Genomic DNA, 14,834 nt, shown 5'->3' with positions numbered 1-14,834 from the left:
TGGTTTCTACAACCATTCTCTTGAACTCCGGCGTATATCGTTTGTTTGGTACTCCTTTTGCTGGAAAAACCCGGAGGTTTTTTCCGCAGGCATAAACAAAGCGAGGCAGCCTTTTGGCTGCCCCGCTTTGCTATTTGAGGAGATAGGAAAATAGGGAAAGTATTTTTAGGAATAGGGGTTACGCGGCGGTCCGCTGCTTTGCCTGTGCAGCCAGAGCCTTGATGCCCTCTACCACCAGGTCGATAGCCAGGATCACCAGCAGTACGCCGATGATGCCGCGGATGTAGAACCATGCCACGCCCTGACCGCCGGCCATGATGCCAGCGACCTGTGCCTTGATGGTGAACACCAGGGAGGTCAGAGTCACGATCAGCATGAAGAACATGGGGAAGTAGAACATCTTGTTGTTGCGGCCGATCTTACCCAGCCAGCAGCACACGGCCAGCAGGCCCAGAGCAGCCAGCAGCTGGTTGGCAGCGCCGAACAGAGCCCAGATCTTGGCATAGCCGGTCAGGCCCAGAGCAACGCCGGCCACCACGGTGATAGCGGTTGCAACATAGGGGTTGGTGATGACCTTGCGCCAGCCGGTGAGGTCCTTGACATCCTGTCCCTGGGGAGTGAAGAGCTCCTGGAACATATACCGGGCCAGACGAGTGGCGGTATCCACGGAGGTCAGGCAGAAGGCGGAAACGGCCAGGATCAGCATGGAGTAAACTGCATTGTAGCAGCCGCTGCCGAACACCTCGGAGAACATAGAGGCAAGGCCGGTGGCAAACACCACGGTGGGGGTCACGGTCTCGCCGGAGGAGTACTTAGCCCAGATGTAACCCACGGCGCACACGGAGATGAGAGCCAGAGCGCACTCAATGAGCATACCGCCGTAAGCGATGGGCTTGGCATCCTTTTCCTGATCCAGCTGCTTAGCCGTGGTACCGGAGCCCACCAGGGAGTGGAAGCCGGACACAGCGCCGCAGGCGATGGTCACGAACAGGGCCGGGAACATATAACCCAGGGAGGTGCCGCTGGGAGCCAGGGTATCCTTGAAGCCGGTGAAGGCGGGCATATCCACAACGGGGTGGCAGCCCAGAATGCCTACCACAGCCAGGATGATCATACCGTACAGCAGGAAGGAGCTGAGGTAGTCACGGGGCTGGAGCAGGATCCACACGGGGGTGACGGAAGCGACGCCGATGTACAGACCCACAATGATCATCCACACGGTGTAGCTCAGGTAGATGGGGTGCCAGTTCAGACCGATGTACATGCAAGCGGCGATACCGATAACACCGATAACGGTGGCCACGCCCAGAGGAGCGTTGCGGCGGTATACGAAGAAGCCGAAGACAATGGCCATCAGGATGAACATGATGGAGATGATAGCGGTGGAGGCATTTGCGGAGGAAGCCGCAACATCCACAGCGCCGTCAGCGGTGTAAGTGGCCTTGAAGGTGTTGGCAACGATAGATGCGAAGGCAGCCACCACCAGGATCAGGGTCAGATAAGAGAAAATGATGAACAGTTTCTTAGCCTTGGGGCCGATGGCGTCGCCAATGACCTCGCCGATAGACTGGCCCTTGTGGCGAATGGAAGCGAACAGGGCACCGAAGTCATGCACGCCGCCGAAGAAGATGCCGCCGATGAGCACCCACAGCATCACGGGCACCCAGCCGAACACAGCGGCCTGAATGGGGCCGTTGATGGGGCCGGCACCGGCGATGGACGAGAAGTGATGTCCCATCAGCACGGGGGCCTTGGCAGGGCAGTAGTCCTTGCCGTCCTCCAGTTCATGAGCGGGGGTGACACGGCTGTTATCAATACCCCACTTTTTGGCAAGCCAGCCGCCATAGAAGATGTAACCTATGACCAACACGACAATGCCAATGATCAAAAACAATGCAGCATTCATAAAGTTTTCTCCTTTCCTAACAGTTTTCTCTTTGCTTTACAAAACAGCGTTTTATCCAAAAGCTGTGCTGCACTTCTTCCGCTGGCGTTGGAAAATGCTTTTCCCTCCTCCAGCACCGCCAGGCCCGAGTGGAAATCCATCCAACCCCAAAAGGCCATTTTGAAGCTCTTGTAGATGCGGCATTTCCGCAGAGCCTTTTTGGCTGCCTTATCGCAGCTGTCGCACAGGAACATGGCGGTGATGTAGCTGTACATATGCGTGGGACCCGGCTCGATCAGCTCCATGCCGCTGGCATACGCATAGTCCCGGCAGGAGTTGTAGATCTCCTCCGTCAGGTGCGGCACGGAAAACAGATACACATATTCATGGCTTCCGGCCTGCCAAAGCTTCGCCTTCTTGCTCAGCACATATTTTTCCGACATGGCGTGGAAAGCGCAGGTGGCCACCAGCGGAGCCTGATCCTCTTGGGCAGAAGAAATGTCATAGTATCCGGCGTAGCGCCCCAGCAGCTTGTCTACCGCCTCTGTGCGTGTCAGATTTTGCATACGGATTCCTCCTGTTCCTCTTAGCGTTCAGTTCTGCTAATATCTCGTATCATAGGAACTGATAAAAACGAAAAAACGGCCTAAAATCTCCTCTAGAGAAATTTACGCCAATTAATTCCCCTTTGGGGAAATGTAACCCCAAAGGCTGTACGAATTATATGCCATATTTTTAACAAATACAAGTGTTAAAATACACAAATTATTCATAAAGATTCTGTTAAAAATTCTGTTTGCATTTTGCAGGAAAAGGGAGTATTATTATAAAAATACATATTTATCGCGGAAATAATTTATTATAAAAACCGCGAAATCCGCAGAATATAGAGAAATGCAGCCCTTTTCAGATTGCATTTCAGCGTGTCAAAATAGCCTCGCAGAGTTTGCCGCTCGCAGGCGGCAAAGAAATGAAATCATTTTCTCTCGCGACATGTGCGTGAGAGAAAATACAGCTCGGGCTGCCAGTGTGGAATTTGTCCGTCACAGACGGACAAATTATGCGCGCAGCAGACCGCAAGCCTTTTTTCGACAGTCTCAAATGCAGCCTTTAATCGGCTGCATTTTTTTGCGTCCGACCCGCAAGAAACGGACGCTTCCCGGGTATCCTATTTCTTAACAGACGGAAACAGGAGGGAGACCCATGGGGAAGAGAGGACGGGTGCGGCTGTTTTTCCTGCTGCTGGCGGCGGTGGCAGCGGGATGGCTGGTGCGGGAGGCTCAGCTGCTGCGGGAGCCGGCGGCGCTGACGGTGCCTGCCTGCGACATCGCCGTAGACTGCCGCCGGGTGCTGCTGGCCACCTCGGAGCGGCTTCAGAGCATCGTGGACCGGCCGGACCTGGCCGCCTGGTACGGGCCCTATATCCTGGACCATGCGGGACAGGGCTTTCGGGGTCTGTGGAATATTGCCCCCGGGGACACCGTCACCGTGGCCGCTCGGCCCTACCGCTGCCGGTTTGTGATCACCGGCTGGAGCGACTGCGGCATCCGCCCCAAGTCCGGGCCTCTGCCCGCCGCGTCCCTGTACCTGTGTACCTGCGTTCCCGGCGGGCGGGAGTATGAGATCTATATTGTGGGCCTGGAGCCGGTGTGACCGGAGACAGGCGAAAAGGCTTCGGTTTGCCGCACGCGTAATTTTTACACCCGGACTTTTTGGCTATTCGGCCTCTTGCCATTGTCAGGCGCGGATGTTATAATTTATAATAAGGAAGAAGCCGAGCGCGGCGGCAGGGGAAATGTAGCCCAGCCTCCCGCTGCGGGATACAATATTAAATTATAAGTTATACAAGGAGAGGAAGGACATGCGATCCATTCGAGATATTTATAAAATAGGTACCGGCCCCTCCAGCTCTCACACCATGGGCCCCGCCCGGGCGGCGGTGCTGTTTCGGGACGAGCATCCGGAGGCGGATAAATTTCAGGCCATTCTCTACGGTTCCCTCTCCAAAACGGGGCGGGGCCACGGCACCGACCGGGCTTTGCGGGACGCCTTTGCGCCCATTGAGGCGGAGGTGATTTTCTCAGAGGAGGACCCCCGGGGCCTGAAGCATCCCAACACCCTGGACCTCATTGCCTGGCGGGAGGGCAAGGAGCTGGGCCGCATCCGCATAGAGAGCATCGGCGGCGGCGACATCGTTATCGAGGGCCGGGAGGAAGATAATCAGGGCGAGGAGACTTACATGGAAAACTCCTTTGCCGAGATACTGCAGTTCTGCCAGTACCGCTATGTGGATCTGGTGGAGTACATAGAGATGAATGAGGGTCCCGACATTTGGGACTATCTCATCGGCGTGTGGCATGTGATGACGCGTTCCGTGGAGGAGGGCCTCTCCCGCACCGGCGAGCTGCCCGGCGGCCTGCACATCCAGCGCAAGGCCAAGTATATGTTCGAGCATATCGTGGAGACCAAGCACCCGGAGCTGGTGGAGTGCCAGAAGGTCTGCTCCTATGCCTACGCTGTCAGCGAGCAGAACGCCGACAACGGCACCATCGTCACCGCCCCCACCTGCGGCGCCTGCGGCGTGCTGCCGGCGGTGCTGTACTATTTCAAGGATAAGCGGAACCTGTCCGACCTGGACATTGCCCATGCTTTGGGCGTGGCGGGTCTGTTCGGTGAGCTGGCCAAGCGCAATGCCTCCGTCTCCGGGGCTGAGTGCGGCTGTCAGGCGGAGGTGGGCGTAGCCTGCTCCATGGCCGCCGCCGCTGCCTGCCAGGCCTTCGGCTATAATATCCATCAGATCGAGTACGCCGCCGAGGTGTCCTTGGAGCATCATCTGGGCCTCACCTGCGACCCCATCTGCGGCCTGGTACAGGTGCCCTGTATCGAGCGCAATGCCGTGGCCGCCATGCGCGCCATCAACTCGGCCAACATCGCTTACTTCCTCACCGGCACCCGGAATATCAGCTATGACATGGTGCTGAAAAGCATGTATTACACGGGCCTGGATATGAACCAGCGCTACCGGGAGACCGCCGAAGGCGGCCTGGCCCGCATCTATACCCGCCGGGGAAAATAAAATCTCCCGGCATAAAAGGATTTGCATTTTTCACGCCTGCAGGCGGCCCGGAAAGGGCCGCCTGTATTTTTGGCAAAACTTTGCAAAGAATGTCCGCCGTTCCTTGACGCAGGGCCGGAAAAAGAGTAAAATATAGCGTATCAATATGTCTAATGCACTACGCAGGAGGGAATAGACCATGGCCGAGAGCAAAAGCCCCAGACAACCGAATAAGCCGGATAAAAACGAGGTGTGGTCGTGGGTGGTCATTGCCATCCTGTTTGCCTTTGCCTGGCCTGTGGGACTTATTGTGCTTTTTGCCAAGCTTTCGGACCGCAAGCGTAAGTCGGGACGGGGTACGCAGTCCACGATCATCACAGCCGAGACGGAGGACACCGCAGAAACCGCCCCCGGGAGTGCGGAGAAAAAGAGCAGCTCCGCCGGACAGACAAAAAAGAAGGGGAGCAGTATCCTCCGCCGCACGCCCAAGGTTTCCGATGGCAATGCCAATGTACTGCGGAACATCGGAATTGTTCTGACCATTATCGGCAGTATTGTCCTGTTTGGCAAGGTCAGTGACTACCTGTTTTTCCTGCAGGACGGCCATTGGGCCTGGTTTTTGGAGGAAGTGTTCTTTCCCATGGGCATCACCGCCGGGGGCCTGGGGCTGCTGCTGGGCAGCCACTGGATGCGCCGCCGTCTGCGCCGCTATGCCAAGTACCAGGCCATCGCCGGGAAGAAGCCCACGGTGACCATTTCCCAGCTGGCCGCCGCCGCAGATGTGTCCCCCCGCCGGGTGGAAAACGACCTGGAGCAGATGGTGCAGAAGGGCTTTTGGGGCAAGGAGGCCTATCTGGACCTGGGCCGGGGCGTCTTGGTGCGCACCTTTGAGGCGGCCGAGGACCTGGAGCAGGCCCAAAAGGAGGCACAGCCCATCCCGGAGGAGACCCGGGAGGGCTACAGCGGCCAGCTCCGGGACATCCGCTATGCCAATGACCGCATTGCAGACCCCGTTATCAGCGCCAAGATCGACCGCCTGGAGGACCTGGCCGGCAAGATATTCCGCATTGTGGAGGAGGAGCCGGCCAAGAAAGCCAAGGCGGCTACCTTCCTGAATTATTACCTGCCCACCACCCAAAAGCTCCTGGATAGCTATGCCGACTTCGAGGAGTCCGGCGTCAGCGGTGAGAATGTGTCCCAGGCCAAGCAGCGCATTGCCAGCACCATGGACAATATCGTGGCGGGCTTTGAGCGGCAGCTTGACCAACTCTATCAGTCCGATGCCATGGATGTGGACAGCGACATCCGTGTCATGGAGCAGATGCTCCGGCGGGACAGCGGCAGCGTGGCCGAGGATTTCGGCCTGGGTGCGGCGGTGCAGCAGGAGGAAGAATAAAATATGCAGCGGCGACTGCCTGTTTTCAGGGCGGTCGTCGCTTCCGTGCATTTCTTGAGACACGGGCGCAGGTGCGGTAAAGCCTTGCCGCGCAAAAACGGAGACGGTTTTCAGCAGAAAAACACCGGGGACCGTGGTAAAATTTTGAAAAATAGAGGAGGCGAGAGCGGTGGATAGAGCGGCGTTTTTCGGCGGCACCTGGTGCGCGGCGGCGGATTGGTTCGGGGCGCACCCGGTGGAGAAGGGCTACCGCTTTCGCCTGTGGGCGCCCCACGCCCGGTCGGTGAGCCTGGCGGGCGATTTTTCCGGCTGGGAGCCTATGGAAATGACCTGCCGAGACGGCGTGTGGGAGTGCGTGGCGGAGGAGGCAAAGGCCTACGACAGCTATAAATTCTGCCTCACCCAAGCAGACGGCAAAAGGGTGTGGAAGGCCGACCCCTACGCTTTCCATACAGCCACCCGCCCCCAGACAGACAGCAAATTAGCCCCCCTGGACTATGTCTGGCAGGATGGAGCCTGGCAGCGGAGTCTGGCCGAGAAGCCCCTGCTGGAGCGGCCTCTGAATATCTACGAGGTCCACCTGGGCTCCTGGCGCCGCTACGCCGACGGCAGCCCCTTTGACTATCGCAAGCTGGCCGACGAGCTGGCGGAATATGTGTCGGACATGGGCTACACGGCGGTGGAGCTGATGCCGGTGACAGAGTACCCTCTGGATGCCTCCTGGGGCTACCAGTGTACGGGTTACTTCGCCCCCACCTCCCGCTATGGCACCCCCCGGGACTTCAAGTACCTGGTAGACAGGCTCCACCGGGCGGGTCTGGCGGTGTTTTTAGACTGGGTCCCGGCCCATTTCTGCAAGGACGAGCAGGGTCTATATAGGTTCGACGGCACCTGCCTCTATGAATATGATGACCCCCTGAAGTGGGAGCACGACGGCTGGGGCACCCGGGTCTTTGACTACGGCAGGGGAGAGGTGCGCAGCTTCCTGCTCTCGTCTGCCCTGTGGTGGCTTCGGGAGTACCATATGGACGGCCTGCGGGTGGATGCCGTGGCCTCCATGCTGTATCTGGACTATGGCCGCACCCACTGGCGCAGGAATAAAAACGGCGGCCGGGAAAACCTGGAGGCGGTGGCGTTTTTGCAGCTCCTCAATGCCGCCGTCCACCGGGAAAAGCCCGGGGCGCTGATGATTGCCGAGGAGTCCACCGCCTGGCCCCATGTAACGGGGCCCGAGGGCCTGGGCTTTGACCTGAAGTGGAACATGGGCTGGATGAACGACCTCTGCCACTACCTGAAAATGGACCCCTATTTCCGCCAGTACCACCACAAGGATGTGACCTTTTCCCTGGTCTACGCCTTCTCCGAGCGGTTTGTACTGCCCATCTCCCATGACGAGGTGGTCCACATGAAGGGCTCTCTCCGGGGTAAAATGCCCGGGGATGAAGCCATGCAGCTGGCAGGAGTCAAGAGCTTTCTGGCCTATATGCTGGCCCACCCGGGGTGCAAGCTGCTGTTCATGGGTGGGGAGCTGCCCCAGTGGAAGGAGTGGGACTTTGCAGGAGAGCTTGACTGGTCCGTTTTGCAGGATGCGGCGGTGTCCGCTGCCCACGGCTGCATCCGGGCGCTGAACCGGTTTTATAAGAACAATCCGCCCCTGTGGGAAAACGATACGGACTGGGACGGCTTTTCCTGGCTGGTGCCGGACGACAGCTCCAATAATATCCTGGTCTTTCTCCGCCGGGACCGCAAGGGCCGGGAGCTTATATGCGCGGTGAATTTTTCTCCCGTGGCCCGGGAGGAGTACCGCTTCGGCGTGCCGAAAAGGGCGGAGTACAGAGAGGTATTTAACACCGACGATGTCCGGTGGGGCGGCAGCGGCATCGTCAATGAAAAACCCATTCCGGTGGAGGCGTCCCCGTCCCATGGCCGCGAAACCTCCATCCGTGTGCGCATACCGCCCCTGGGCGCGGTGTATCTCCAAGGCCGGGGAGCCTTTAAGCAGAAGAAAGGAGCGGATCATCCGTGAAAAAAGAATGTATCGCCATGCTGCTGGCCGGGGGCCAGGGCAGCCGGCTCTATGTCCTTACCGGGGATATGGCCAAGCCTGCCGTCCCCTTTGGAGGGAAGTTCCGCATCATCGACTTTCCCCTGTCCAACTGTACCAACTCCGGCATCGACACCGTGGGTGTGCTGACCCAGTACCGTCCCCTGGAGCTGAACAGCTACATCGGCAGCGGCCAGCCCTGGGAGCTGGACCGCATGAACGGCGGCGTACATATCCTGCCCCCCTATCAGAGCAATTCCGGGGCCGGGTGGTACAAGGGCACCGCCAATGCCATCTATCAAAATATCGGCTTCGTAGACCTGTATGACCCGGACTATGTGGCCGTCCTCTCCGGCGACCATATCTATAAAATGGACTACTCCCGGATGCTCCGCCGCCATAAGGAGGCCGGGGCCGACTGCACCATCTCCGTTATGGAGGTTCCCTGGCAGGAGGCAAGCCGCTTCGGCATTATGAATGTAGATGACCGGGATACCATTACGGAGTTCGAGGAAAAGCCCGCCCATCCCAAGAGCAACCTGGCCTCCATGGGCATTTACATCTTCACCTGGAAAAAGCTCCGGGCGTACCTGCTGCAGGACGAGGCGGACCCCACCTCCTCCAACGACTTCGGCAAAAATGTCATCCCCGCCATGCTCCGTGCCGGGGAGAAAATGGTGGCCTATCGCTTCGAGGGCTATTGGAAGGATGTGGGCACCCTGGACTCCCTGTGGGACGCCAATATGGATATGCTCGCTCCCGGCTCGGGCCTGAACCTGCTGGATAAGCGCTGGCCCATTTACAGCCGCACCCCCTCCTGTCCGCCCGCCTTCTTTGCGGCCACGGCGGATGTGGGCAACAGTGCCGTGGCCAAGGGCTGCGACATTCGCGGCGAGGTAAAAAATACGGTCCTCAGCTACAACGCCGTGGTGGAGGAGGGGGCTCAGGTCACCTACTCCGTGGTTATGCCCGGGGCGGTGGTGAAAAAGGGCGCCCGGGTGGAATACGCCATCCTGGGCGAAAACAGTGTGGTAGGGGAGGGCGCCCATGTGGGGGCCGGCCCGGAGACCGCCAAGGACCCCGACAAATGGGGCGTGGCGGTGCTGGGGCCTCAGGCTCACGCGGCCCCCGGGGAGACCGTCCCCGCCGGAGCCATGCTGGATAAAACCCACGGACAGGAGGCGAAAAAGGTATGAACGGAATGCACGGCATCATCTTTTCCTATGAAAAATCCAACGGCCTGCGGGAGCTGACAGAGCCCCGCATCCACGGCTCCGTGCCCTTTGGCGGGTCCTACCGTATGGTGGACTTCATCCTCTCGGACATGGTCAACGCCGGTATCCGGGATGTAGGCGTTCTGATGCACGGCAAGTGCCAGAGCATGATGGACCACCTGCGCGGCGGCAAGAGCTGGGACCTCTCCCGGAGCTTCGGAGGGCTTACGCTGCTGCCGGTATTCGCCTATAACAGCGCCCGGGGCAACGGGCGATTCCGGGGCAAGCTGGAGGCTCTGGATGTGGTCAGGGATTACCTGCGGCACATCGGCCAGGACTATGTCCTCCTGGCCGACAGTGATGTGGCCCTGAATATCGACCTTCAGGCCGTGCTCCGGGCCCACATAGACACCGGCGCGGATGTTACGGCGGTGTGCGCCCCCTCCACCGGCGACGGTATGTACCTGATGGCCGATGAGACCGGCCGGGTCCGGGAGGTGGTGGAAAACCTCCGCCGGGGCAACCGCTGCCTGCAGATCTTCCTGCTGCGGACGGAGCTGCTGCTCCGCCTGGTGGAGCGGTTCGTCAGCCGCCACGAGTACAGCTTTCAGGAGTGTGTGCTGCAGGGGCTTACAAAGGAAATGCATATCCACGGGTATGTTTTTCACGGCTTTGCCGCCCATATCACCGATGTGGCCGGATACTATGAGAGCAGTATGCAGCTTTTGGACCCGGCGGTGCGGCAGGACCTGTTCTGCCCTCAGCGCCCTATTTATGCCAAGGAAAACGACGCCGCCTCCACCTATATGGATCCCCAGGGTGGCTGCGTAAATTCTCTGGTGGACGACGGGTGCGACATCCAGGGCAGCGTGCATAGCTCCATTCTCAGCCGTGGCGTCCGGGTGGAAAAGGGCGCCGTGGTAGACGGCTGCATTCTCTTTAAGGACACGGTGGTGGGTCGTGGCGCGCAGCTGCGCCATGTCATTGCCGATAAAGATGTGAAGGTCGGCCCCGGCGTACACCTGGAGGGTACGGAAAAATATCCCCTGGTGCTGGGCAAGGGCGCGGAGGTATAAGGTGAATATTCTCTATGTAACAGGGGAGGCCGCCCCCTTCTGCAAAACCGGCGGTCTGGCGGATGTATCCGGAAGCCTTCCGGTGGCCCTGGCAAAGCGCGGCCACCGGGTAGCAGTGATCCTGCCGCTGTATAATACCATTGCGGCCCAGTGGCGGCAGCAAATGACCTTCCGCAAGCACATCTATGTAGACCTTTCCTGGCGGCATGAATACTGCGGATTGTTTTCTCTGGACTATCAGGGCGTCACCTGGTATTTTGTGGATAACGAGCATTATTTTGCCCGGGGACGCCTCTACGGGGAGGGGGACGACGGCGAGCGCTTCGGCTTTTTCTCCCGGGCGGTGATGGACCTTCTCCCTCTGCTGGATCGGGTGCCGGATGTCATCCACTGCAACGACTGGCAGACCGCCCTGGTCCCCATCTACCGGCAGGACCTGGCGGGGCGCTGGGACGCCCTGCGCAGCATCCGCACAGTGTTTACCATTCATAATGTGGAGTACCAGGGAAAGTTCGGCCCGGAGACGGTGGAGGACCTCTTCGGCCTGGACCGGGGCTGGTACGAGGACGGCACCCTCCAGATGGACGGCTGCGTGAATCTGATGAAGGGGGCCATGCTCTGCGCCGATGCCGTCACCACCGTCAGCCCCACCTATGCCCGGCAGCTCCACCAGAGCGCCTACGCCGAGGGCATGGAGTCCGTGGTCCAGCGCTGCGGCGAGAAGTTCACCGGCATTGTCAACGGCATCGACACCGCCGTTTTCGACCCTGCCACCGACCCGGAGTTGACGGCCCATTTCTCGGCCCAGCGCCTGCGGGGCAAGGCCGACTGCAAAAAAGCCCTGCAAAAGGAGCTGGGCCTCCAGGTCCAGAGCGATGTTCCCCTGCTCTCCGTGGTCAGCCGCCTGGTGGGGCATAAGGGCATCGACCTCATCTGCGAGAGCCTGGATGTTGTGATGCAGACGGGCTGCCAGCTGGTGATCCTGGGCAGCGGCGACGGGCAATATGAGGATTTCTTCCGCTATGCGGAAAACCGCTATAAGGGCCGTCTGTGCGCCTATATCGGCTACAATGAGGCTCTGGCCCACCGCATCTATGCCGGCAGTGACCTCTTTCTGATGCCCTCCCGCTCCGAGCCCTGCGGACTTTCTCAGATGATCGCCATGCGCTACGGTGCGGTACCCATCGTGCGTCAGACCGGCGGCCTGGCCGACACCGTCCGCTCCTGCCAGCTGGGCCAGGAGGACGGCAACGGCTTCGTTTTCGCCGATTACAGCGCCTTCGATATGCAGTATGTCATCTCCCAGGCGGTGAACCTGTACCGCACGGACATCCACCGCTTCCGCCAGGTGCAAAAGCGCGGCATGACCGATGATTTCAGCTGGGACGCCAGCGCCGGCGCTTACGAATCCCTCTATCAGCATATTACCGGACAAACAAGGAGTACCAAATGACCAAGGAAGCACTGAAGGAAGCCATTATCCAAAGACTGCGCATCAACTGCGGCTGCTCGCCCCGGCAGGCGGGAGACGGAGATATGCTCCGGGCCTGCGCCATGGTCCTGCGGGACTGTATGGCCGAGCGGGGCGCTACCACCCGGGAGGAGCGGGACAGGTGCCAGGAGCGCCAGGTCCACTATCTGTCCCTGGAGTTTCTCATGGGCCGCAGCCTTTTGAAAAACGCCTATAACCTGGGCCTTTTGGAGAGCCTGACCCAGGCGGTGGAGGAGCTGGGCTTCAAGGCCGCCGATCTTTTCGAGCAGGAGCCCGATGCAGGGCTTGGTAACGGCGGCCTGGGCCGCCTGGCCGCCTGCTATTTAGACAGCATGACCACCCTGAACATTCCCGCCACCGGCTACTCCATCTGCTATGAGCTGGGTATTTTTAAGCAGAAGATCGTGGAGGGCCAGCAGGTGGAGCTGCCCGACGACTGGCTGGATATAGGCGGCGCATGGCTGCTGCCCCGGCCCCAGGACGCGGAGGAGGTCCACCTCGGCGGCACCGTCCGCACCAAGTGGGACGGCGGCCAGCTCATGGTCGTGCATGAGGACTATACCCGGGTCCTGGCCGTGCCCTGCGACATGGAGATCGCCGGCTATGACACCGACCATGTCAATACCCTCCGCCTTTGGCAGGCCCGCAGCCCCAAGAGCGTGGATATGCAGCTTTTCAGCCAGGGCCAGTATCTCCAGGCCAGCGAGGAGCGCACCATGGCCGATGCCATCAGCAAGATCCTCTACCCCGAGGATAACCACTATGAGGGCAAGTCCCTGCGCCTGAAGCAGCAGTATTTCTTCGTCTCCGCCACCGTCCAGTCCATCACCCGCAAGCACCTGGAGGTGTACGGCACCCTGCGCAATTTCCACGAGAAAAATGTCATTCAGATCAACGATACCCACCCGGCCCTGGTCATCCCGGAGCTGATGCGTATTTTCATGGACGATGCGGGCATGGGCTGGGATGAGGCGTGGAACATCACCAAAAACAGCGTGGCCTATACCAACCACACCGTCCTGGCCGAGGCCCTGGAGTGCTGGCCCCAGACCCTGTTTGAGACCCTCTTGCCCCGTATTTGGCAGGTGATCGTGGAGATTGCCCACCGCTGGCAGCGACAAGTGGAGGAGCACTTCCACGACCCCGCCAAAACCGAAAAGCTGGCCATCGTCTGGGACGGCGGCGTCCGCATGGCCAATCTCTGCATCGCCGGGGGCATGAGCGTCAACGGGGTGTCCGCCCTGCACTCGGAGATCTTGCGCAGGGATGTGTTCCGGGACGCTTATGAGATGTGCCCCGGGCAGTTCCACAATGTCACCAACGGCGTGGACCACCGCCGCTGGCTCAGCCAGATAAACCCCGGCCTGCACAGTCTCATCTGCGACCTTACCGGAGACGGCTATCTCCTGCACCCGGAGCAGCTGCAAGGGCTGGACGCCTATGAAAGCGATACCTCCGTGCTGCATCGCCTGGAGGAGATCAAGGGGGAGAATAAGGCCCGCTTCGCCCATTGGGCCAAGCGCCAGCAGGGAGTGATACTAAACACCGATGCCGTGTTCAATGTCCAGGTCAAGCGCCTGCACGAGTATAAGCGGCAGCTGCTGAATGTCATGCACATCCTCTACCTCTACCAGCGCCTGCAGGATAGCCCCAACATGGACCTCCGCCCCCAGACCTTCCTCTTCGGGGCCAAGGCCGCCCCGGGCTACGCCGTGGCTAAGCGGATCATCCGGCTCATCGGCTCCCTGGCCGATCAGATCAATCACGATCCTCTCTGCAAGGACAGGCTTCAGGTGGTGTTTTTGGAGAATTACCGGGTGTCCATGGCCGAGGCTCTAATGCCCGCCAGCGAGGTGTCTCAGCAGATCTCCACCGCCGGCAAGGAGGCCAGCGGAACGGGCAATATGAAGTTTATGATGAACGGAGCCGTCACCGTGGGCACTCTGGACGGGGCCAATGTGGAGATGCATCAGGTGCTGGGGGATGAGAATATCTTCCTCTTCGGCCTGAAGGCGGAGGAGGCTGCGGCCCTTTCCCGGCACTATGACCCCAAGCTGCTGTACGACCGGGACCCTGTGCTGCGACGGGTGCTGGACGGCATTCGCGACGGCTTCCGGGACGGCGTCAGCTATGAGGACATCTACCGCCGCCTGCTCTTCGGGGATAACTGCCCGGCGGACCAGTACCTGCTCCTGGCGGACTTCGTCTCCTACTGCGACGCAGGCCGCCGCATGATCGACACCTATGGCCATCGGGAGCGCTGGAACCAGATCAGCCTGCACAATATCGCCCGCAGCGGCGGCTTTGCCGCCGACCGGGCCATCCGGGACTACGCCCGGGATATTTGGCATGTCCCCTGCAAGGAGTAAAGAGAATATGAGTTTCCCAAAGCGGCGGCACCCATCCGGTGCCACCGCTGAGACTGTCGAAAAACCCTCCGGGTTTTTCCGACAAAAGGCTTGCAGTCTGCTGCGCGCATAATTTTGAGCCCTTGGCTCAAAATTCCACACTGGCAGCCTGAGAGGTATTTTCTCTCACGCACATGTCGCGAGAGAAAATGATTTTAATTTTTTTCCGCCTGCGGGCGGCAAACTCTGCGAGGCTTTTTTGACACGCTGAGCGGCGGCATCCCTCCGGTGCCGCCGCTTTCTATACCTCCGTATCCCCGCCCT

At 59.7% G+C, this 14,834-nt stretch carries 10 protein-coding genes; 8 read left to right on the top strand and 2 right to left on the bottom strand.

The features are described from left to right. Window positions 1-178: 178 nt before the first annotated feature. Window positions 179-1,906, bottom strand: coding sequence for a carbon starvation CstA family protein (locus KI236_RS05470; RefSeq protein ID WP_212819983.1), 1,728 nt, complete (start codon window positions 1,904-1,906; stop codon window positions 179-181). Further along, entirely contained in the window at window positions 1,903-2,451 is a 549-nt protein-coding gene (locus KI236_RS05465; RefSeq protein ID WP_212819980.1) for a hypothetical protein, read from the bottom strand. The genes KI236_RS05470 and KI236_RS05465 overlap by 4 nt, the downstream gene beginning before the upstream one ends. A gap of 637 nt (window positions 2,452-3,088) precedes the next feature. Between KI236_RS05465 and KI236_RS05460 the strand changes: the two genes are divergently transcribed. The 8 genes from KI236_RS05460 to KI236_RS05425 all read left to right on the top strand — a co-directional run bounded on the left by KI236_RS05460 (window position 3,089) and on the right by KI236_RS05425 (window position 14,531). Then, on the top strand, window positions 3,089-3,538 hold the full coding sequence (locus KI236_RS05460) for a sortase family protein (protein WP_212819979.1): 450 nt from the start codon (window positions 3,089-3,091) through the stop codon (window positions 3,536-3,538). Between the two features lie 208 nt (window positions 3,539-3,746). Beyond that, complete coding sequence (locus KI236_RS05455) at window positions 3,747-4,961, top strand: L-serine ammonia-lyase, iron-sulfur-dependent, subunit alpha (protein ID WP_212819977.1); 1,215 nt, start codon at window positions 3,747-3,749, stop codon at window positions 4,959-4,961. A gap of 178 nt (window positions 4,962-5,139) precedes the next feature. Beyond that, window positions 5,140-6,336 (top strand): 5-bromo-4-chloroindolyl phosphate hydrolysis family protein, encoded by a 1,197-nt coding sequence (locus tag KI236_RS12255; RefSeq protein ID WP_212819975.1) that lies wholly within the window; start codon window positions 5,140-5,142, stop codon window positions 6,334-6,336. Between the two features lie 169 nt (window positions 6,337-6,505). After that, window positions 6,506-8,362, top strand: a complete 1,857-nt coding sequence (gene glgB, locus KI236_RS05445) for a 1,4-alpha-glucan branching protein GlgB (protein ID WP_212819973.1) — start codon at window positions 6,506-6,508, stop codon at window positions 8,360-8,362. Next, entirely contained in the window at window positions 8,359-9,576 is a 1,218-nt protein-coding gene (locus KI236_RS05440; RefSeq protein WP_212819971.1) for a glucose-1-phosphate adenylyltransferase, read from the top strand. The genes glgB and KI236_RS05440 overlap by 4 nt, the downstream gene beginning before the upstream one ends. Then, on the top strand, window positions 9,573-10,670 hold the full coding sequence (glgD, locus tag KI236_RS05435) for a glucose-1-phosphate adenylyltransferase subunit GlgD (RefSeq protein ID WP_212819969.1): 1,098 nt from the start codon (window positions 9,573-9,575) through the stop codon (window positions 10,668-10,670). Before KI236_RS05440 ends, glgD begins: the two co-directional genes overlap by 4 nt. A gap of 1 nt (window position 10,671) precedes the next feature. Next, complete coding sequence (gene glgA / locus KI236_RS05430) at window positions 10,672-12,123, top strand: glycogen synthase GlgA (protein ID WP_212819967.1); 1,452 nt, start codon at window positions 10,672-10,674, stop codon at window positions 12,121-12,123. Continuing rightward, window positions 12,120-14,531, top strand: coding sequence for a glycogen/starch/alpha-glucan phosphorylase (locus tag KI236_RS05425; RefSeq protein ID WP_212819965.1), 2,412 nt, complete (start codon window positions 12,120-12,122; stop codon window positions 14,529-14,531). Before glgA ends, KI236_RS05425 begins: the two co-directional genes overlap by 4 nt. The last annotated feature ends 303 nt before the right edge of the window (window positions 14,532-14,834 follow it).

This window comes from Vescimonas fastidiosa (assembly GCF_018326305.1).
Lineage (GTDB): Bacteria > Bacillota > Clostridia > Oscillospirales > Oscillospiraceae > Vescimonas > Vescimonas fastidiosa.
Note: the sequence above shows the minus strand (reverse complement) of the source record. Positions and strands in the feature narration are given on the sequence as shown.

Bases quoted from the DNA above. Each gene is read 5' to 3' on its own strand.
- KI236_RS05470 (WP_212819983.1), bottom strand. From the start codon at position 1,906: ATGAATGCTGCATTGTTTTTGATCATTGGCATTGTCGTGTTGGTCATA.
- KI236_RS05465 (WP_212819980.1), bottom strand. From the start codon at position 2,451: ATGCAAAATCTGACACGCACAGAGGCGGTAGACAAGCTGCTGGGGCGC.
- KI236_RS05460 (WP_212819979.1), top strand. From the start codon at position 3,089: ATGGGGAAGAGAGGACGGGTGCGGCTGTTTTTCCTGCTGCTGGCGGCG.
- KI236_RS05455 (WP_212819977.1), top strand. From the start codon at position 3,747: ATGCGATCCATTCGAGATATTTATAAAATAGGTACCGGCCCCTCCAGC.
- KI236_RS12255 (WP_212819975.1), top strand. From the start codon at position 5,140: ATGGCCGAGAGCAAAAGCCCCAGACAACCGAATAAGCCGGATAAAAAC.
- glgD (WP_212819969.1), top strand. From the start codon at position 9,573: ATGAACGGAATGCACGGCATCATCTTTTCCTATGAAAAATCCAACGGC.
- KI236_RS05425 (WP_212819965.1), top strand. From the start codon at position 12,120: ATGACCAAGGAAGCACTGAAGGAAGCCATTATCCAAAGACTGCGCATC.